This window comes from Lysinibacillus sp. NPDC093688 (assembly GCF_050280145.1).
Classification (GTDB): domain Bacteria; phylum Bacillota; class Bacilli; order Bacillales_A; family Planococcaceae; genus Lysinibacillus; species Lysinibacillus xylanilyticus_B.
The window spans coordinates 32280-51184 of the sequence record NZ_JBNNUX010000031.1; the positions used below are offsets into that span (position 1 = coordinate 32280).

An 18905-nucleotide genomic window follows, 5' to 3' on the forward strand; every position below is an offset into this window, starting at 1 on the left:
AAAGAATTGTAAGGTAATTTCAGATTATTGTCAAGGCATCTTTCAAGAAATAAAAAAAGACGAATCTAAAAAGATCCGTCTGTTAAATTAAGTTTTTGAAGTTTAAGCGTTTATTCAATAGGTACATAATCGGTGCACCAACCGCTAAAACAACAAATTCACCTGCAGCAACAGTTAACCAAGTCCAGAAGAATGGTAATTCTAATGCTAAGTTTAATTCAAAAGCAATAATGAACATTGTGCAAGTAAATAACAATGTATTGATGATTAAACGTGCCCAAATATTTTTGACAAATTTACAAATAAGAATGAGCAATCCAAGGGTAATCATCGAATGGCCTACACCGAAAACTAAATCGTATATGCCGAGTGGTGAAAATAGATTGGAGATAAACACACCAATAATGATCCCAACCGCAAAGCGCGGATTAAATGCAACTAGATGGTTAAACATTTCCGATATACGGAACTGCACCTCGGTAAAGCCAAATGGTGTGACTAGCAATGTTATAGCAATATAGAGTGCTGCAATAATGCCACTCGTTGCTAAAAATTTTATTTTCATATTTATTTCTCCTTAGTTTTTTTGCGTGGGATGGTTACGAACCACGTGAAGCAAATGCAATCATATCAGTGTTCATGCTTATTTGTAAATAGCCAAGGGTAAAAAATATACGATAATAGTTAGATCTTGCTCAAAGCTCCTTAATGACAATGCACCTATGAAAAGGGGCTTGTGCACTAACTGGAAAATTATACAGAAATATCAAGTGGCGAGTAACCTCGAAAGTTAGAAGTCATGTCTATCTGGTACTTGTTAAAAGAACTGTTTTAAGCAGTTCTTTTAACTTCTTTCAGCAAGTGTTTTGGTAGCGAAAGCGAAGCGAGATGAATGCAGATTTAAGCTACTTTTCAGCGGGTGTCCAAATACCTGCTGAAAGAAGTTAAGCCACCGGAGGATGTCACGGAATCCGGACGCAATTATGCCGAGGCATAATTGATCCAGTGACCATTTCAATAGTTTTTTAAAACACTAAATGCTTGAGCAAATTTTTGAGCAAAGGTTAATGGAGGCTCTATTGATTGAAAATGGACGTACAAAATAGCTGGGTCCGAATATATCCAATGATTATGAACAGCACTTATAATCAAGTTATTTTCTGCGAGTACCTTAACAAATGGCTGTAATTCCTTTTGAAGTACTACTATTTCACCTAAGTTAAGTGCATTTCCATATATATCAAGCGATTCGAATGTTATTCCAGCATGAAGTGCACTGCGACTTGGGCGACCTTGAATCTTCACATGAAGGCTTCGATGAAGTTTTACTGAGCATACGCCATGTTCCACAGAAGCTTTTCCGTTGGCAATCTGTGCAAATTTTGTACACATATCTTGAAAGCTTTGCATTTTAGACACCTCTCCTTTTTTATATTTATAATGAGGATGTCTTGGCGCGAAAGTAGTACGTAAACATATCACCATCCTGAGATAACGGGTTTCCGATTTGAAATTACTCCTCTAAAATATTTCTAATTTCTTCTATTTCCAAAATTAAATCGTCTACTTGTTGCTTGAATTCATCTGTATATTCTAATTCCTCATCCAATTCTTTTGTATACTCTAAGGCATTTAAGGCGAAATCCAGAGCAAAAGCAAATAGACTGTCACATAGATTAGAAATGATTGTATCAATATTTCCTGTAGTTGCATTTTGTTTATCTTGTGAATAAGACGGCTGATTTAAATCGATATCATCATTATTCATGATATTCCTCCTTTTTGGGAACAGCACTAACCTCATTTGCATCATATGCGTTAAATGTAAAAAGGGGGACTAAAGTGAACATTTTTGTAGAAAAGTTAAGTCACATCTAATCAGGTGTGGCTTTTTACTATACATAATGCGGGAGCAAATTCTAAACGCGGGCTTAGATTTGTTTATTAGAAACGGTTATCAGGGGACTACAACTAAAGAGATTGGTGACGCAGTTGGAATTAGCCAAGGATTACTGTTTCATTATTTCGGCTCTAAGGAAGAGGTATACCTTGAACTTTTAAATCGAGCTAAAGCTAGTATGTCTGTAATTGGGATTTCTGAAGGAGAATTTGCACAACCGTTAGAGTATATAAATGTGATTGTTACTTCGATACTGGACTCCTTTAAATCGCATCCACTATCGGCAAAACTATTAATGTTAGTTGCTCAAACGCAAATCGCAAGTAACTTACCAGATACAATTCAACAAGTTGCTAAGGATCTTGCTGCATCTGAGGGAATTGAAAGTTTAGTAAAAGAGGGGCAAGTTAAGGGAGTAGTACGAGAGGGTGATTCTAAAGCACTTGCGGGTTGTTTCTATTCTGCAATTCAAGGTGTTGCTCAAACGTACGTATGCTTCCCTGATATTCCGTTACCGCAAAGTAGTTGGTTAGTAGATATCTTGAAAAAGTAAGAGTGAATTTTACATGTTATGATGGCCTGACATTTCCAATTTGAGAATGTCAGGTTCTTTTTTTGCATATATTAAAATTAGATGTCAGAAAAATAACTTCGCTAAATTGTCAAAAAAAATTTTATTATGTCAGAAAAAGAAATCATTTTGTTAAAATAGCGTAGTTTAGCGGTTTAAAGCGACAAATTAAGCGAAAAGGAAAAATATTTTACTGAATCTAATAGTCAGAACATTCATAATGTTGTTGACGAACATCGCTATTAAAGATAATATAGCGATACGTTCACACTTCGCTTGGATAAAGTGTGAGAAAAATCAGAGATTAAAATCGGGGGGATTATTTGTGAAAAGTAATTTAAAAAAGCTTTCGTTCCTGTTATTTGGGTTAGTTTTACTGCTAGCTGCTTGTGGTAGCAGTGGTTCTAGTACGTCGGATTCGAAAGGGAACGAAACGAATAATGCAAGTGGGAGCGACACTACAGATGCTAAAACATATAAGATTGGGATTACTCAAATTGTAGAGCATCCATCTTTAAATGCAGCAACTGAAGGTTTCAAAAAAGCAATTGAAGAATCTGGCTTAAAAGTAGAATACGATTCACAACTAGCGCAAGGGGATAACAGTCTTAACACGACGATTGCTAACAATCTAGTAAGTGCCAACGTAGATTTAATCTTTGCGAACTCTACGCCTTCCGCACAAGCGGCAGCGACAGCAACTAGTAATATTCCAATTGTCTTTACTTCTGTAACAGATGCTGTTGGCGCACAGCTCATTACCTCTATGGAGAAGCCAGGAAAAAATGTAACAGGAACGATCGATTTACATCCTGATACTATTTCGAAAACAGTGGCGTTCTTAAAGGATTTGGGTGCGAAAAAAGTAGGTATGGTTTACAACGCTGGTGAGCAAAACTCAGTGGCACAAGTAAAAGAAGTGAAAAAAGTGATGGGTGAGCAAGGTTTAACAGTGGTTGAGGCATCTGCGGCAACGTCTGCAGAAGTAAAACAAGCTGCTGAATCGTTAATCGGTAAAGCCGATGCATTCTATATCATTACTGATAATACAGTAGTTTCGGCACTAGAGTCTGTCATTGATGTAGCGAATGCTAATAAACTACCACTAGTTGTAGGAGAGCTTGACTCTGTGGCACGTGGTGGCTTAGCTGCATATGGTTTTGAATATTATGACATTGGTTATGAAGCAGGGCAAATGGCTGTGAAGATTCTAAAAGGTGAAGCAACTCCTGCTGATATTCCAGCTCAATATCCACAAAAGCTAAAACTATTAATCAATAAAAAAGTAGCGGATGATTTAGGAATCGACATTAAAGATTCTTGGGGTGCAGAGCTTTTAGAAAAGTAATGACCTGATATGATCATCTATGGAGCGAAGCGGGGGAGAACTAAAACTGCCTCCGCTTTATCTTCTTTAAGCGTAAAAATTGAAATCAATTATGAGGCAAGAATCACCGTGCTATTTAGAATTATGTATTGATTCACAAGTATGATGGGATAATCTTTTCTAGTTTCACCTTATTGAGAAGGTTATGGTTCAAGTCTTGTTAAAAGTATGCCATGTGGATAAGTTGATTGGAGTGGAGGTTGGGCGACTCCTTGGGGATTAGCAATAGAGGAACGAAGGCTAAGAGTATCACATCCTGTGATAACGCCTTCGTGACCAACATCATGTTGGTCCGAGACCCTGGAGCGAGCATCGCGAGTGAAGCGGCTCATCGGACGCCCCCAGGAAAGCGCCCAGCCGGAACGGAAATCAACTTCAAGTTATGGAGATGAGCCAAATTATATATTAAGAAAAATTAGGAGATGATTCAATTATGTTTTTAGCAATATTTGGCGCGATGGAGCAAGGGATCATCTATGCAATTATGGCACTTGGTGTGTATTTAACATTCCGCGTGTTAGATTTTCCGGATTTAACGGTTGATGGAAGCTTTGTAACAGGAGCGGCTACAGCAGCGACGATGATTCTGCTTGGCTACCACCCGATCTTAGCGACTTTAGTAGCCATGGTTGCTGGATTTATTGCTGGATGTATGACAGGAATTCTTCACACAAAGGGGAAAATTAATCCTTTGTTATCGGGGATTTTAATGATGATTGCTTTATATTCTATTAATCTACGTATTATGGGATCGACTGCAGAAAATACGATAGGTCGCCCGAATATTCCACTATTAAATTCAGAGACTTTATTTTCAAAGTTTCAAGCGTTTTGGAGTAATTTGGGAATCGATACAGCATTAAATAACTTACTAAAAGGCTTCGGTGTTCCGCAACTACCTTCAACATGGAGCACGATTATCGTAGTATTAATCATCACGATTTTAATTAAGTTCATTGCAGACTGGTTCTTGAAAACAGAGATCGGCCTCGCTATTCGAGCAACTGGTGATAATAAGCGTATGATTCGTAGCTTCTCGGCAAATACAGATACTCTTATTATTCTTGGGTTAGGACTTTCTAATGCACTTGTCGCATTTTCTGGAGCTTTAATCGCGCAATATTCGAAGTTCTCAGATGTAAGTATGGGAATTGGGATGATTGTTATCGGTCTGGCATCTGTAATTATCGGCGAAGCAATCTTCGGTACAAAAACGATTATGCGCACAACTTTCGCTGTCATTGCTGGAGCTATCATTTACCGCATTATTTTAGCGCTAGCATTACGAGTAGATTTCCTTGATTCAGGAGATATGAAATTAATCACAGCTATCATTGTTATTATCGCGTTGATTTTACCTCAATTTATCAATAAGAGTAAGGAGCGCAAACGCAAAGTGAAGCGCGCAGCAGAGAAGACACGAGTAAAGACGGTTGAGCAAGGAGGGAAGGGCCTTGCTTAAATTAAAAGATATTAATAAGGTTTTCAATGAAGGTACGCCTGATGAAAAAATAGCACTTGCAGAAATAGATTTACACTTAAAGCCAGGGGATTTTGTCACAATTATCGGTAGTAATGGTGCTGGTAAATCGACCGTGATGAATATGATTTCTGGCGCACTAACACCAGACTTCGGCACGGTTTCAATTGATGGAAATGAAGTAACAACTTTACCAGAATATAAGCGCTCCCATTACATCGGTCGTGTCTTCCAGGATCCAATGGCTGGTACAGCACCAACAATGACAATTGAGGAAAATTTAGCATTAGCTTATTCACGTAATAAGAGTAGAGGCATGCGCTTCGGTGTTGATAAAAAGCGTCGTGAATTTTTTAAGGAATCTTTACAGATGTTAGGTTTAAATTTGGAAAACCGTCTATCTGCAAAAGTCGGCTTACTTTCCGGAGGGGAGCGTCAAGCGCTGTCTCTTTTAATGGCAACCTTTACGAAGCCTTCGATTTTATTGCTAGATGAGCATACGGCAGCACTTGACCCATCTCGTGCAGAGTTAATCACACGTATTACGAAATATTTAGTTGAGAAAGACAACTTAACGACATTAATGGTCACGCACAATATGCAACAAGCATTAGACTTAGGAAATCGACTGATTATGATGGATAAAGGTCAAATCATTTTAGAGGTTGGCGAGGATCGCAAGCATGAATTAACCATCCCGGATTTAATGGCAGAGTTCGAACGTATCCGCGGTGAGAAAATGAACTCAGACCGTGCGTTACTAGGATAATAATAACGAAACGCTCATACATAGGTATGAGCGTTTTTTGATGGATGTCGATATTTTTAAGAAGTTGGGTGATAAATTAAAAAAGTAGGTCGATAAATCGATAAAGTTGGTCGATAAACAATCAAAAGTTCTCGATAAATAAGCAAACTCTTTCGATAAAGTGCATTATAATCTAGCTAAAGGAGGTGAACATATGCTACTGAAAAAGCGGGGAGTTTCATCAAAGCAACGCGTGTTAGAAATGATTGAGAGGTGGTTACCGAAATCTCACGCTAAGTATAATTATTTTCAAGAAATGCTAGGAAGAACAAAGGCTGGCATTGCTGGTGAGCAACGAGTAGATCGAGAATGGCGGGAAATCTATTTGGAGCATGCGTATTATTTATTGCATGATGTAGAGCTTAAGGCTGAGAGTGCTGGTGGATCGAGACATCAAATGGATACATTATTTATGTCCCAACATTTTGTGCTAATCGTAGAAATCAAAAATATTGTTGGTTATGTAGAATATATGGAAGATAACCATCAATTTATTCGAATTACTTCTGATGGCAGAGTAGATGGCTTTAGAAATCCCTTTGATCAAGTGAAGCGACATGCTAGGTTTTTGCGTAGGCTATTTCAAATGAGCGGGCATCATATACCTATTGAATATATAGTCGTTTCTGCAAATACGAATATGATAATGACGTCCACTTTCTTGTCCCAGCCAATTATTCATGTAAGTGGTTTGGCAGAAAGGATAGATCAACTGTTCAAGCAGCATCAACAAGTCTGTCTAAGTGAAAAAGATTTGAGAGAATTATCAGCGCATATTTTAACGAGGCACAAACCAATTCAATGGACCCTAGATATTAATGTGGATGAATTGAAGAAAGGTGCGCTATGCTCGCATTGTCATTTTGACCATGTCCTACGTTACACCCATGGGAAATGGCGTTGTAGCAATTGCCAATCGATTGATAATCAATCGATGCTAGTCGCATTACATGATTTTCGATTAATGATGAGCAACAATATTACAAATGCTCAGTTTCGTGATTTTTTTGATATTGACTCAGAAAAGGCTGTTTATTATTTATTGAAAAAGTTAAAATTTGAAGCGATAGGTGAAAATAAAAATAGAAAATATATAATTCCTGCCAAATTGTTAGATTAAATGTAAGCGACGTAAACTATCGGTGCGGTCAGATAGTGTCGCTTGTAAGGTAGATGTCGATAAACAAGAGAAAAGTTTCGATAAACCTCAAAAAAGTCTCGATAAACAATCAAAAGTTCTCGATAAATCTCAAAAGTTCCTCGATAAATCTCTCATTCCCGCAAAAAAAGCCACACTCGCATAGCAAGTGTGACTCTTTATTCTAGACTAGTAAGCCAAATAGTTGGATGTCGTTGTTTACTTCTTTGTATTTGAAGCCGAATTCATTCATGCGTACTAGTAAGCCGTCGTAGTCTTCGCGATTACCGAGCTCGATACCGACTAAGGCAGGACCACTTTCTCTGTTGTTTTTCTTTGTATATTCGAAAGTTGTAATGTCGTCATTTGGTCCTAGAACGCTAGTTAGGAATTGGCGAAGGGCGCCTGCACGCTGTGGGAAGCTTACAATGAAGTAGTATAGTAAGCCTTCGTGAATTAAAGATTTTTCTTTAATTTCCTGCATACGACCGATGTCATTATTACCACCACTAATGATGATAACGACTGATTTTCCTTTAATTTCCTCTTTATAAGTGTCGAGAGCTGCTACTGATAATGCACCAGCAGGCTCTGCGATAATGGCGTGTTTATTGTAAAGATCTAAGATTGTTGTACATACTTTTCCTTCTGGTACTAGGACGATGTCGTCTAAGTAGCGACGACAAACATCATATGTGTGATTACCGACGCATTTTACCGCAGCCCCATCTACAAACTTGTCAATCCAATCAAGTGCCACTGCACCACCTTCTGCAAATGCAGCCTTCATACTGCCTGCCCCAGCAGGTTCTACACCGATAATTTTGCTATGAGGAGAAAGGTTTTTCACATAGGCAGAAACACCGGACATTAAGCCACCGCCACCAATACTACCAAATACGTAGTCAATTGGCTCCTCCATGTCATTCATAATTTCAACAGCGACCGTTCCTTGACCAGCAATGACATCAAAATCATCAAATGGATGAATAAAGATTTTATCGTGTTCTTCACAGTAAGCGAAAGCACTTTCTGCAGAGTCATCAAAGGTATCGCCTGATAAAATAATTTCTACATAATCACGACCAAACATACGCACTTGATCAATTTTTTGCTTAGGTGTTGTTTGAGGCATAAAAATACTTGCTTGAATTTTCAATTGTGCACAGGCGTAGGCAACACCTTGAGCATGATTGCCCGCACTTGCACAAACAACGCCAGCTTTACGAGCCTCTTCTTCAATTTTTTTAATCTTATAATAGGCACCGCGCAGTTTAAATGAGCGTACATGCTGTAAATCTTCGCGTTTAAAATAAATATGAGCTCCGTATTTCTCGGATAAATAGTCATTCTTTTGTAGCGGCGTGTGCACCACTACGTCTTTTAAAAAATGATGTGCAATCAAGATATTTTCTACTTGCACGGTTCTAGTGTCAGCAGCTTCCATAATATTCATCCTCCGTATGCGTTAAAACATTTATCTATGATAGCACACTTTATAAGCTTTTTGTCACTAATTTTTAGTAAATTCTAAATTTTCGGTGTCTATTTAATGCAAAATTGATTTCTTCGAGAATTTTTTGGAGAAATAAAGGATGCACACATTTCCTCATAACGAAAATGGTACAGCATATACTAGAATACCTTAGGACAAGTAGGAGGGTATGTAATTGGAAATCATTCAAGGAATTCTATCTACATACATTCAATTTTTCGATTGGGAAATGTGGAAAGAAATTTTGACTGACCCTGTATCTTGGGGGTTAATATCAACACTCATTATAATAGAAGGTTTACTTTCGGCTGATAACGCGCTTGTATTAGCAGTGCTAGTAAAGCATTTGCCAAACAAGCAACGCAAACGTGCATTAATGTACGGAATGTTTGGGGCCTATTTTTTCCGATTTTTATTTATTGGGATAGGCGTTTATTTGGTAGAATTTTGGTTTATTAAATTGCTAGGAGCTCTGTATTTAGGTTGGCTATGTGTCGCTCATTTCTTACAGATTGGGGAAGCCGATAGTGCCAAGGAGATGAAAAAAACAGGGTTGTTGGTTCGTCTTTTTGGCACGTTTTGGGCAACGGTTATTTCTGTAGAACTGATGGACATTGCCTTTTCAATTGATGCGATTTTTGCGGCTTTTGCGATATCCAATCAAATTTGGATATTACTAATCGGGGGAATGCTAGGTATTTTAATGATGAGAACGATTGCAGGCTTATTTTTAATCATTATTGAAAAAATACCAGAATTAGAGGCAACAGCATTTATTATTATTGGCATTATTGCACTGAAAATGCTAGCTAGCGTCATCGGTATTCACGTTCCACATTATATGTTTTTTGTTGTGTTAATTATTATATTTGCTATAACCTTCATGATACATTTCTTGAAAAAAATGAAGGTCGCTTAACATAAAAGCGGTTCTGTTCTCCATTTAGAAAGAGAACAAAACCGCTTTATTGTTAGTATCGAAACTAAAGCTTTTTTATTTTACATAATGATCAGGATTCACAATGTAGAACTTTTCAATATTAAGCCAGCTTTCGCTCATCGGCTCACCGTCATCGACGCGTTTTTCTGTTTCTTGCATCATCCAAGCCGTTTGGGATGCATGTGCTTGTAAGGATTTAATTTTATCCGTCTTCATTTCACTTATATTGACGACAACATGTGGCTCCCCATTTTTTTCAATCGTATCATTTGCAAAGGCACAGCCCAACACTTGTGGACGGGCGGCTTTTGGCATACGACGAACAGCTTCTACTACGGCACGTGCTGTTGCCTCATGGTCAGGATGCACTGCAAAACCAGGTAAGAATGTAAAGATAAGAGAAGGCATTAACTCCTCTATTAAACCTTCAACAAGCTTTACCATTTTTTCATCGTCTTCAAATTCAATCGTTTTATCACGGAAACCAAGCATACGTAAATCTTGTATTCCCATAGCATCTGCTGCTGCAATAAGCTCCTTACGTCGAATTTCTGGCAAGGATTCACGTGTTGCAAAAGGTGGATTTCCTAAATTACGCCCCATCTCGCCTAAAGTTAAACAGGCATATGTAACAGGTGTATTCATTTTCTTCGTATAGTAGGCAATTGTTCCAGCAATTGAAAAAGCCTCATCATCTGGGTGAGGGTAAACAATTAAAATATGACGTTGTGGTTGTAAATTCAAAAAGTCGTCCCCCTTAATAAGTAAATGGCGTTTCGCTAATTTCAAGTGCAATCGCCAATTTACCTGAGTAATCTAGTCCAGCCATTAATAAACGGCCTAAATCATCTAATTCAAAATGTGTGATGCCTTGTGCATAAACCCAGCCATGTGCCATTTTCAAGCCAACACGATGGGGTGAATCATCTACCACTTTAGCAAGTTCATAGTTGATTTTAGCATTACGAATAAAAGCACCTGCATTAAAAAATTTCTCATCAAAGTGTGCTGCATAAGAACCGTTCGTCGTCTCAAGATGGATATAAACGTCTTTGTTGGCGAAAGAATTCAATAATTCCTGTAACGTCTTTACTTCTACCTCTTGCATCTTAACACTCCTCTCGATTATTTCTCCTTTAAGTATAGTAAAAATAATTCACAAAGGGAAATTGAATGCCTCTGCAGCATAACATCATCAATAACTTTCCTTCAAAGGTATCTAGAAGGCTTGTTCATTCACAAATTGAACTGCTTTTAGAGGATGTTCAAACACACACTGAATAAAGGAACTCAGTCTGAAAACGCCACGTCCTGTGGCAATTTATCTACGCTTTCGCGCAAAAAAAAATTGTTGGCCGCCTAAAGCCTCTAAACGCAATTATACCAAGGTATAATTGAATGCATCTTTTAATCTATGAAAATGTATCGAGCAATATTCTTGAAAAAAATTTAGAAATATATCAATATAATAAGTGTGAAGCAATTTTGTACAAAATGTGTCGTTTTGTATTGTATCCGATTTCACAAACGAAAAGATACTGCGACCATAATTTCTTCCTAATTGACGGATAAGCAGTACATAGTGTTGAAGGGGATTTTAAACTAGGTAATAACGAATTCTATCTTGGTACAATAGATGACGTTCCTTTAACATTTTATGTATGGCTATGACAAGGGAAGAAGACGGAAAGCTCATTATCATAGTATAGTAAAAAAAGCCGCGATTCTCTTTATGACGGAGAATCGCGGCTTTTTTATTATTAACGATTTTTGGAGTATGTATTTGTTAATATCGGTTGAGTTTTCGTTCAATGGAATCTAGACGATTGTTGAGATGTGATAGATGCTTATGCATTTGTCTATATAGTACATGTTGATTTTGCGCGTCGGATGTTCTTGTTTGTTCCATTGCCTCTTCCTCCTGTAATGCTAAAATGTTGGAGAGGGTTGCTAAGGAATACCCTATTGTCAAAACCATTGAAGATATTAATTCTACTTTAGTAGAGGTTATATCTCCACTTTGGATACCTGCATTTTCACCTAGGAGACCTGCTTCTTGGGCACCTAGATTAGGTGGATCAACATTTGTGTTTTGTTGTTTACGTCTTGCCATTTTTCTCCCTCCCATATACAGCTAATATATGGCATATGAAGTAGTAACGTATCTTGTCCTAAGCTTTTTACATTTGAAGCAATAATCCCTGCGCTTCTAAAGGTAAAATTCCTAATTTTCTAATAATTAAATTGATTTTTATGGATAAATAGAGCAATATAGTAAAAACAAACAGTTGTTTTTAGGGGGAATAAATGTGAATAAAGACTTTAAATATTGTAAAGAATCAAGAGTTATGCGTACAAGTCGCGTTTTTCCGAATGATATTAACAATCATAATACACTGTTTGGCGGTCGATTAATGAGTGACATCGATCAAGTAGCTTCAATTTCTGCTGCGAAGCATAGTCGTAGGGATTGCGTGACAGCCTCAACGGATTCTGTAGACTTCTTGCATCCAATACGCCCGACTGATTCTGTATATTTCGAATCTTATGTATCGTGGACAGGTATATCTTCAATGGAGGTTTTCGTAAAGGTTATTTCTGAGGAATTGAAAACGGGTGAACGTAAGGTAGCGGCAACAGCATTATTAACCTTTGTTGCATTAGATGAAAATAATAAACCAACTCCAGTGCCATCTGTCATTCCGGAAACAGTAGAGGAGACAAAGCTACATGAAACCGCAGCTGTACGAGCAAATGCACGTGCAGCGCGTAAAAAGGAAAGTAAGGCATTGGCCCAATTCATTTCAATAAACAATCCATGGGATTAACGGCTCGAATTGATGGAGAACTAAAAAAGGCATCTGATCACTAGACAGATGCCTTTTTCGTTGTTAAATTTTTTCGTTTTTAAATTTCAGTTACCGTTACTTGTGGTGCGCCAAAACGAGATTTAGCACCGTGCATAACTGGTCCTACATAGTCATTTAATGCCCAACCGTGAGCGATTGCAGCTGAAACGAATTCTTTTGCTTCAATTACAGCCTCTTTTACTGAAAGACCGTTTGCCAAGTTTGCTGTTACTGAAGCAGCAAATGTACAGCCAGCCCCATGGTTATAAGTAGAAGCGACTTTTTCAGATTCTAATAAGTAGAATTTTTCACCGTCGAAGAATAAGTCAGTCGCTTTTTCAGTAGCTAACGCTTTTCCACCTTTAATGACAACAGCTTTAGCACCAAGCTCGTGGATTTTATGAGCTGTTGTTTTCATTTCCTCGATTGTTTTTGGTGTTCCTGTTCCGGCTAATTGTCCAGCCTCAAACAGGTTAGGTGTTGTAACTGCAGCTAATGGTAAAAGATGTTGAATCATTGCATCTGTGTTACCAGGGTTCAATACTTCATCGTCTCCCTTACATACCATTACAGGGTCAATAACAACATTTGTCGTACCAGATTTTGCGATAGCATCACCTGCGATACGAATAATTTCTTCCGTTGACAGCATACCAGTTTTTATTGCGTCAATACCTGTTGAAAGAGCCGTATCGATTTGTTTTTGCAAAAGCTCTGTCGGTAATGGTGTTACGTTATGAGTCCAACCGTTTGGATCCATTGTTACGACAACTGTTAATGCCACCATGCCATATGTGCCGTGCTCTTGAAATGTTTTAAGATCGGCTTGCATGCCTGCGCCACCTGATGTATCTGAACCAGCAATCGTTAAAGTTTTTTTAAGAACCATGGGGAAGATCTCCTTTATAAATGGAATTTTTTAAATTATCATCTAGTATAGTCTTATTCTGGGTGTATAAAAATAGTCAGAATTGTATATTTTTATAAGGTCAGTTTATCTTCTATTAGTAGAAGTCTCTCATCTCTATATAGGAAAGGAGTTCATATAGGGTGTTAGCCTAACATCATCGCATCCATAACTGACCTGCAGTAGCAATAAAGTCCTCATGAAGGGCTAAACAAAAAGTAGATTCTGGACGCAATTATGCCTTGGCATAATTGAATTGAAGCTTGAATTCGACATTATTTTTTTGTACCGTTGTAAGAAGAGAAAGGGGCTTATATTAAGATGAAACAAGCATTCCCGAATGATTGGCAAGCAATACTTGCAGAAGAAATAGAAAAAACATACTATACAAAGCTATGTCAATTTGTAGAACATGAATATTCAACCCAAACAATTTACCCACCGATGAATGATATAATGAATGCATTTTATACGACAGCTTATCAAGATGTGAAGGTCGTAATTTTAGGTCAGGATCCTTATCATAGACTAAACCAAGCACATGGCTTAAGTTTTTCGGTCATGCCAGGAATCCCACATCCACCAAGCTTACGAAATATGCTAAAAGAGTTACAGGATGATCTTGGCTGTCCAATCCCTTCAGACGGAACATTAACAAAATGGGCACAGCAAGGTGTAATGTTATTAAACACTGTATTAACTGTTCGAGCAGGTCAGGCGAATTCCCATAAAGAACAAGGATGGGAGCAATTTACGGATGCTGTCATCGATAAATTAGCATCAAGAGATAAACCCGTTATTTTTGTACTTTGGGGTAGACCGGCACAACGAAAGAAACAATTAATTCGTCAATACTCAACGCCACATTTTATTTTAGAAGCGCCTCATCCAAGTCCACTAAGTGCTTATCGAGGGTTTTTTGGCAGTAAACCATACTCGAAAATCAATGCACAGTTAGAGGAATGGGGAGCGCAAGCAATTGATTGGTGCCTAGCTTAGTAATCTTTATCTTCATTCAGTAAATGTTTTTGTAGCGACAGCTATAATAACGCCAAGGCGAAATTGATGCACTTATCGTTTCGTGTTACAGTTAATAATAGAAGAAAGTGGGGGACAACGATGAAGGTAAATTGTTTCAAATGTCAATATTTTAAAGTAACATGGGACCCACAAACTCCACGGGCTTGTGTAGCATATGGCTTTAAAACAAAGCAAATACCATCCGTTGTCGTTAAACAATCCTCTGGCACAGACTGTCTGAAATTTGTGCCAAAAGCAGAAAGTGGGAGAATGCAATGATTCCTTATCAAGCCGTTATTCAACAACTTGAAAAACAATTATCCGGTGTCAAAAATGCTGGAGACGAACAACAAATTCGTGAAGCCTTAACAGCAATCCGAGCATTATGCGACGTGGTATTAGACGCATCTGACGGCATTTCTAAAGCGCAGTCAAAACATCTGCCGCAAATGCTAGTGTCAGAGCCGAAGCAAACAAGTTTATATACAGCAAAAATTGAAGAAGAAGACGGAGCGAATGGTGATTCAATTTTTGACTTTTAACCATTAAAGGTAGGGTAAACAATATGAAAAAATTTATCGTGACAGGTGCACTTCATGGCTTTTTAGCAGTGGCACTGGGTGCATTCGGTGCACATGCTTTAAAAGAAGTTCTAGACGATTATAGTCGCGGGATTTGGGAAACAGCTGTGCAGTATCAGATGTTTCAAGCTACAGCTATCCTTATCATTGGTATATTGATGAGCTCCAAACTACTAGGTGCGGTCAAGCAGTTAAATTTAGCTGGAATCTTTTTCAACCTAGGTATTGTCTTCTTTTCAGGAAGCTTATATGTACTGGCAATCAGCGGCGTTAAAGTTCTAGGCGCGATCACACCAATTGGTGGTGTTCTATTTTTAGTTGGCTGGGTTCTAATTATAATAACTGCGCTTAAACATGCTCGATAATATAGATAGTCCTACAAAGTTACTCCTTTGCACTATGTGTGAGGGAGTTTTTGTTTTTTACAGATCTCTTTTAGTAATGGATTGAAGAGATTTTTTCTAAATCATCAATATAATTGGTTCATCACCAAGTTGTGGATGACTTTTTATTAACACGTCTACTATGTAAATAAGTTGATTGGAGTGGAGGCTGGGCGACTCCTCGGGGATCAGCGTCACAGATGAGACCCTGCAGCGAGCAGAGCGAGTGAAGCGGCTCATCGGACGCCCCCAGGAAAGCGCCCAGTCGGAACGGAAATCAACCACACGTTTTGGTGATGATCAATATAATTTCTATAGAATGGTAGTTTTAATTCCTATTGTTTTTGTAAGGATTTATAGTACACTATAATTATCAAATAAGTTCGACAAATGAGAAGTGAGGTTTTGTGATATGGAGAAGCTTTTTACTTTACTAGATAATAACTATGATGAAATGGTAGCGATTCGCCGTCATCTACATGAATATCCGGAATTATCCTTTGAGGAAGTGGAAACACCAGCATATGTAGCTGCTTTTCATCGAGCGTTAGGACATGAGGTTCGTGAGCATGTAGGTGGACGGGGTGTTGTTGCAACTTTAAATGGAGGAAAGCCAGGTAAAACAGTGGCATTACGCGCTGATTTTGATGCTCTAGCCATTCAGGAGGAAAATGACATTCCTTATAAGTCAAAAGTGGATGGGAAAATGCATGCATGTGGACATGATGGTCATACTGCGACATTACTAGTGCTTGCTAAAGCGCTTCATGCAATGAAGGATGACATTGCAGGTAATATAGTTTTTATTCATCAGCATGCAGAAGAAATGGCGCCAGGTGGAGCAAAACCTATGATTGAAGATGGCTGTCTAGACGGGGTAGATGTTATTTTCGGTACACATTTATGGGCACCAACGCCATTGGGCGATATATTGGTGAGAGATGGGGCAATTATGGCTGCCGCGGATAAGGTGGAAATTACGATTCAAGGTAAAGGTGGTCACGGTGCGGAGCCTCATCATTCTATTGATGCTGTTACTCTAGCGTCACAGTTTGTAGTCAATGCGCAGCAGCTCATATCTCGCCGTATTGATCCATTAAAATCAGCCGTTTTAACAATTGGTCATCTTGAGGCCATCAATCCTTTTAATGTGATTGCAGAGCGAGTAGTGTTAGCTGGAACAGTCCGAACTTTTGACGAGCCCGTACGCAAACAAATGGAGCAAGAGCTTGAGGCCGTATTAAATGCCTCTTGTTTGGCCTTTGGTGCAAGCTATAATTACCGTTATACGAGGGGCTATCCACCTGTTTACAACCATGCGAAAGAAACAGAATTTGTTGCACAACTGGCAGTTGATATACCAGGAGTAGAAAATATTATAACGTGCCCACCATTTATGATTGGTGAGGATTTTGCGTATTATTTAGAGAATGTACCAGGTACATTTTTCTTCACAGGTGCTAAAAAGCCAGAGTGGGAAGTGGCATATCCTCATCATCATGCACGCTTTGATTTTGATGAGCGTGCAATGTTGATTGCTGCCAAAACTTTAGGAAAAGCAACATTGCAATTTTTACAAGAAAATCAATAGGAAGCTCTTTTAGGGCTTTCAATAAAAATTGGCATGCTAGGAGGAATCCTACCATGCCAATTTTTCAATCTAATGATAAATGCCCGCGTAAATTCCTCATTTCATACGAGAAACATTTACGGGCACTCAAAAACATGAGACCCAATCGGGAGTCACAACGAAACTTGCATTGCCACGAAGTATGAGCAAGACGTCTCCTGATATTACTTTGAGTGCTACTTCTATATATTTCATTCATTTTACTATGTGTAAATAAGGAAATACACTAGTAAGGTAGATTATATGGTTATAGTTAGATATGTTTAGAAAAGCGATTTCTCCCTATAATATGATATAATTAAGAGGTAACTAGATAGAGGTTTCAAGGCGGTTGGCGATCAAATTTCCACCTATTTTCTTCAAGTGATTGAAGGGAAAGGAGTTGATGCCAATGACTATTTTTGAAGCAATGACGCTGACTATTAATTTTGCAATTCTTATAGTGTCAGTAATTGCCTTGTCATTTACTTTTACACAAAAAAAGTAAACCGCCTCTGCCTCGCAAGCATGTGAGTAGGTTTACTTCTTTTCTCATTGCAAATCGCCTTTGAAGCGATTCGTCTTGTTACTAAGACCATTTGGTGCTGTCACACTGAATGGTCTTATATTTTTTATATACATCTTCAGTAAGAATTATAACATGGAGATACGAGTTTATTCAAATAGAACAATTTTTTACTCTAATTGACAAAACAATAGGATAATTACCTCTAAGGTGCGAAGGAGCACCACTTTGCTCGGTCCTCCTTGCTATTGAGGAGTGGAATTTAGAAAACACGAACTTATGAATTGTTCATTTCAATTATGGATTTTGGTTAAAGTAAGCCATTTCCTCATCATATTCAGCAAAATCAAAGTAAATCATTGGGAATAGGAAACGATGATTTGATTTGAGTTCACGTAAAATAACATGATCTCGACCAGCAGCTTCTACAACGCCTCGCACAATTTTCGTGTTTTTTCCTGGCTCAATCGCATGTTCGAAAGAAAAATGGAAAGTACCAGGCTTTCCGCGATTCAAACGAAAAATATTTTCAATAAACGATTGCTCCCGTCCAGGTTGTCGTGCTCCGGGAATTACCTGTGGAGGCACTTGAGGCATTTGTTGTTGTTGCGTTGTCGGTGTCCAATAATAAGGCATCATAAGTTATCAACCTTCTTTCTTTTAGATTTGAGGACAATCTTCTTCGGTTGGCGAGAAGAAGCAATGCGCGTTGAATCTTCCCGTGTTCCACTGACCATACCATTGTGCTGGACAATCTCCCTCAGGTCTGAATAACCATAGTGAACGAGTTGCTGGATGGAATCTTTCGCCTTGAATAACCCTCCTTGCTAATCGAAGATCTTGATCACGTGCTCGTTGATAAAAGTAGCCTTTTACTGTCGCTTCAAAGCCCCCAGAACGCTGATAAACCATTTGTTCAATTGTACGAACATCCGTAAAATCTAAACAATCTGCTCGTACACGATTGACGCCAACATTGCCGACCATCAGCGTTCCCTTCACCTTCTGCCTCGGCGCGCATAAGCCTCGCTAGCATGGCTGTTTGTGCATCATTCGTCTTTATTACAGCGATTTTCACTCCTCCTCGCAGACAGTATATGCATGATGGTATCGTAGACATGTTCAATTTTAACTTTTTTCAGCAGAAGTTTCCCACCTCTATAGGCGGTGAGATGAATGGTGGGAAGTTATTTTTTCAGTGGGTGTCCAAATACCTGCTGAAATAGTGGAACTCAGTCTAAGAACGCCACGTCCTGTGGCAACGACTGAGTGACCAACGTCGTGTTGGCCCAAAGCCTCCGGCGGATGTCA

General features: G+C 38.5%; 22 protein-coding genes, 1 pseudogene and 1 riboswitch. Of the genes and pseudogenes, 13 read left to right on the top strand and 10 right to left on the bottom strand.

What is annotated here, in order from left to right; genetic code table 11:
- Positions 1-82 precede the first annotated feature (82 nt).
- From ACQKN2_RS19645 to ACQKN2_RS19655, 3 genes are all read right to left on the bottom strand, one after another.
- The gene (locus tag ACQKN2_RS19645; protein ID WP_427416441.1) at positions 83-565 is read right to left on the bottom strand and encodes a QueT transporter family protein; all 483 of its coding nucleotides are present in this window, start codon (positions 563-565) and stop codon (positions 83-85) included.
- Between the two features lie 6 nt (positions 566-571).
- A riboswitch (PreQ1 riboswitch) is annotated at positions 572-616 on the bottom strand.
- A 398-nt stretch (positions 617-1014) separates the two neighbouring features.
- Entirely contained in the window at positions 1015-1410 is a 396-nt protein-coding gene (locus ACQKN2_RS19650; protein WP_427416442.1) for a DUF1259 domain-containing protein, read from the bottom strand.
- 103 nt (positions 1411-1513) lie between these two features.
- Entirely contained in the window at positions 1514-1768 is a 255-nt protein-coding gene (locus ACQKN2_RS19655; RefSeq protein ID WP_427416443.1) for a hypothetical protein, read from the bottom strand.
- A 136-nt stretch (positions 1769-1904) separates the two neighbouring features.
- Here ACQKN2_RS19655 and ACQKN2_RS19660 point away from each other — a divergent pair, with 136 nt between their 5' ends.
- From ACQKN2_RS19660 to ACQKN2_RS19680, 5 genes are all read left to right on the top strand, one after another.
- Entirely contained in the window at positions 1905-2453 is a 549-nt protein-coding gene (locus ACQKN2_RS19660) for a TetR/AcrR family transcriptional regulator (protein ID WP_427416444.1), read from the top strand.
- Between the two features lie 343 nt (positions 2454-2796).
- Positions 2797-3819, top strand: coding sequence for an ABC transporter substrate-binding protein (locus ACQKN2_RS19665; protein ID WP_427416445.1), 1023 nt, complete (start codon positions 2797-2799; stop codon positions 3817-3819).
- A gap of 472 nt (positions 3820-4291) precedes the next feature.
- The gene (locus ACQKN2_RS19670) at positions 4292-5320 is read left to right on the top strand and encodes an ABC transporter permease (protein ID WP_323648830.1); all 1029 of its coding nucleotides are present in this window, start codon (positions 4292-4294) and stop codon (positions 5318-5320) included.
- Positions 5313-6107 carry an ABC transporter ATP-binding protein gene (locus ACQKN2_RS19675; RefSeq protein WP_427416446.1) on the top strand — a complete coding sequence of 265 codons (795 nt, stop codon included), beginning with the start codon at positions 5313-5315 and terminating at the stop codon, positions 6105-6107. Before ACQKN2_RS19670 ends, ACQKN2_RS19675 begins: the two co-directional genes overlap by 8 nt.
- A gap of 193 nt (positions 6108-6300) precedes the next feature.
- Positions 6301-7266: a nuclease-related domain-containing protein gene (locus ACQKN2_RS19680; protein ID WP_427416447.1), complete on the top strand. Its 966-nt coding sequence runs from the start codon at positions 6301-6303 to the stop codon at positions 7264-7266.
- 202 nt (positions 7267-7468) lie between these two features.
- Here ACQKN2_RS19680 and ilvA read toward each other — a convergent pair whose 3' ends face one another.
- Entirely contained in the window at positions 7469-8731 is a 1263-nt protein-coding gene (ilvA, locus tag ACQKN2_RS19685; protein ID WP_427416448.1) for a threonine ammonia-lyase IlvA, read from the bottom strand.
- Positions 8732-8954: 223 nt separating this feature from the next.
- Here ilvA and ACQKN2_RS19690 point away from each other — a divergent pair, with 223 nt between their 5' ends.
- On the top strand, positions 8955-9698 hold the full coding sequence (locus ACQKN2_RS19690; protein ID WP_427416449.1) for a TerC family protein: 744 nt from the start codon (positions 8955-8957) through the stop codon (positions 9696-9698).
- Positions 9699-9773: 75 nt separating this feature from the next.
- Here ACQKN2_RS19690 and bshB2 read toward each other — a convergent pair whose 3' ends face one another.
- From bshB2 to ACQKN2_RS19705, 3 genes are all read right to left on the bottom strand, one after another.
- A complete protein-coding gene (gene bshB2 / locus ACQKN2_RS19695) occupies positions 9774-10463 on the bottom strand; it encodes a bacillithiol biosynthesis deacetylase BshB2 (protein ID WP_427416450.1) in 690 nt (229 codons plus the stop codon).
- A gap of 13 nt (positions 10464-10476) precedes the next feature.
- Entirely contained in the window at positions 10477-10827 is a 351-nt protein-coding gene (locus ACQKN2_RS19700) for a YojF family protein (RefSeq protein ID WP_427416451.1), read from the bottom strand.
- Positions 10828-11505: 678 nt separating this feature from the next.
- Positions 11506-11832 carry a hypothetical protein gene (locus ACQKN2_RS19705; protein ID WP_427416452.1) on the bottom strand — a complete coding sequence of 109 codons (327 nt, stop codon included), beginning with the start codon at positions 11830-11832 and terminating at the stop codon, positions 11506-11508.
- A gap of 235 nt (positions 11833-12067) precedes the next feature.
- On the opposite strand from ACQKN2_RS19705, the gene ACQKN2_RS19710 reads away from it, so the two are divergent.
- The gene (locus ACQKN2_RS19710; protein ID WP_427416461.1) at positions 12068-12547 is read left to right on the top strand and encodes an acyl-CoA thioesterase; all 480 of its coding nucleotides are present in this window, start codon (positions 12068-12070) and stop codon (positions 12545-12547) included.
- Positions 12548-12626: 79 nt separating this feature from the next.
- Here the strand turns inward: ACQKN2_RS19710 and thiD are convergent, their stop codons facing one another.
- A complete protein-coding gene (thiD, locus tag ACQKN2_RS19715; protein WP_427416453.1) occupies positions 12627-13457 on the bottom strand; it encodes a bifunctional hydroxymethylpyrimidine kinase/phosphomethylpyrimidine kinase in 831 nt (276 codons plus the stop codon).
- 339 nt (positions 13458-13796) lie between these two features.
- Here thiD and ACQKN2_RS19720 point away from each other — a divergent pair, with 339 nt between their 5' ends.
- From ACQKN2_RS19720 to ACQKN2_RS19745, 6 genes are all read left to right on the top strand, one after another.
- Positions 13797-14474, top strand: a complete 678-nt coding sequence (locus tag ACQKN2_RS19720; RefSeq protein WP_427416454.1) for a uracil-DNA glycosylase — start codon at positions 13797-13799, stop codon at positions 14472-14474.
- A 120-nt stretch (positions 14475-14594) separates the two neighbouring features.
- On the top strand, positions 14595-14774 hold the full coding sequence (locus ACQKN2_RS19725) for a uracil-DNA glycosylase (protein WP_068985233.1): 180 nt from the start codon (positions 14595-14597) through the stop codon (positions 14772-14774).
- Positions 14771-15037, top strand: coding sequence for a YwdI family protein (locus ACQKN2_RS19730; RefSeq protein WP_323648807.1), 267 nt, complete (start codon positions 14771-14773; stop codon positions 15035-15037). The genes ACQKN2_RS19725 and ACQKN2_RS19730 overlap by 4 nt, the downstream gene beginning before the upstream one ends.
- Positions 15038-15060: 23 nt before the next feature.
- Entirely contained in the window at positions 15061-15441 is a 381-nt protein-coding gene (locus ACQKN2_RS19735) for a DUF423 domain-containing protein (protein WP_427416455.1), read from the top strand.
- A gap of 430 nt (positions 15442-15871) precedes the next feature.
- Entirely contained in the window at positions 15872-17050 is a 1179-nt protein-coding gene (locus tag ACQKN2_RS19740; RefSeq protein ID WP_427416456.1) for a M20 family metallopeptidase, read from the top strand.
- Positions 17051-17480: 430 nt separating this feature from the next.
- On the top strand, positions 17481-17576 hold the full coding sequence (locus ACQKN2_RS19745; RefSeq protein WP_427416457.1) for a putative holin-like toxin: 96 nt from the start codon (positions 17481-17483) through the stop codon (positions 17574-17576).
- 315 nt (positions 17577-17891) lie between these two features.
- Here ACQKN2_RS19745 and gerQ read toward each other — a convergent pair whose 3' ends face one another.
- Positions 17892-18233, bottom strand: a complete 342-nt coding sequence (gene gerQ, locus ACQKN2_RS19750; RefSeq protein ID WP_427416458.1) for a spore coat protein GerQ — start codon at positions 18231-18233, stop codon at positions 17892-17894.
- A gap of 21 nt (positions 18234-18254) precedes the next feature.
- Positions 18255-18630: pseudogene (locus tag ACQKN2_RS19755) on the bottom strand (cell wall hydrolase).
- Positions 18631-18905: the final 275 nt, after the last annotated feature.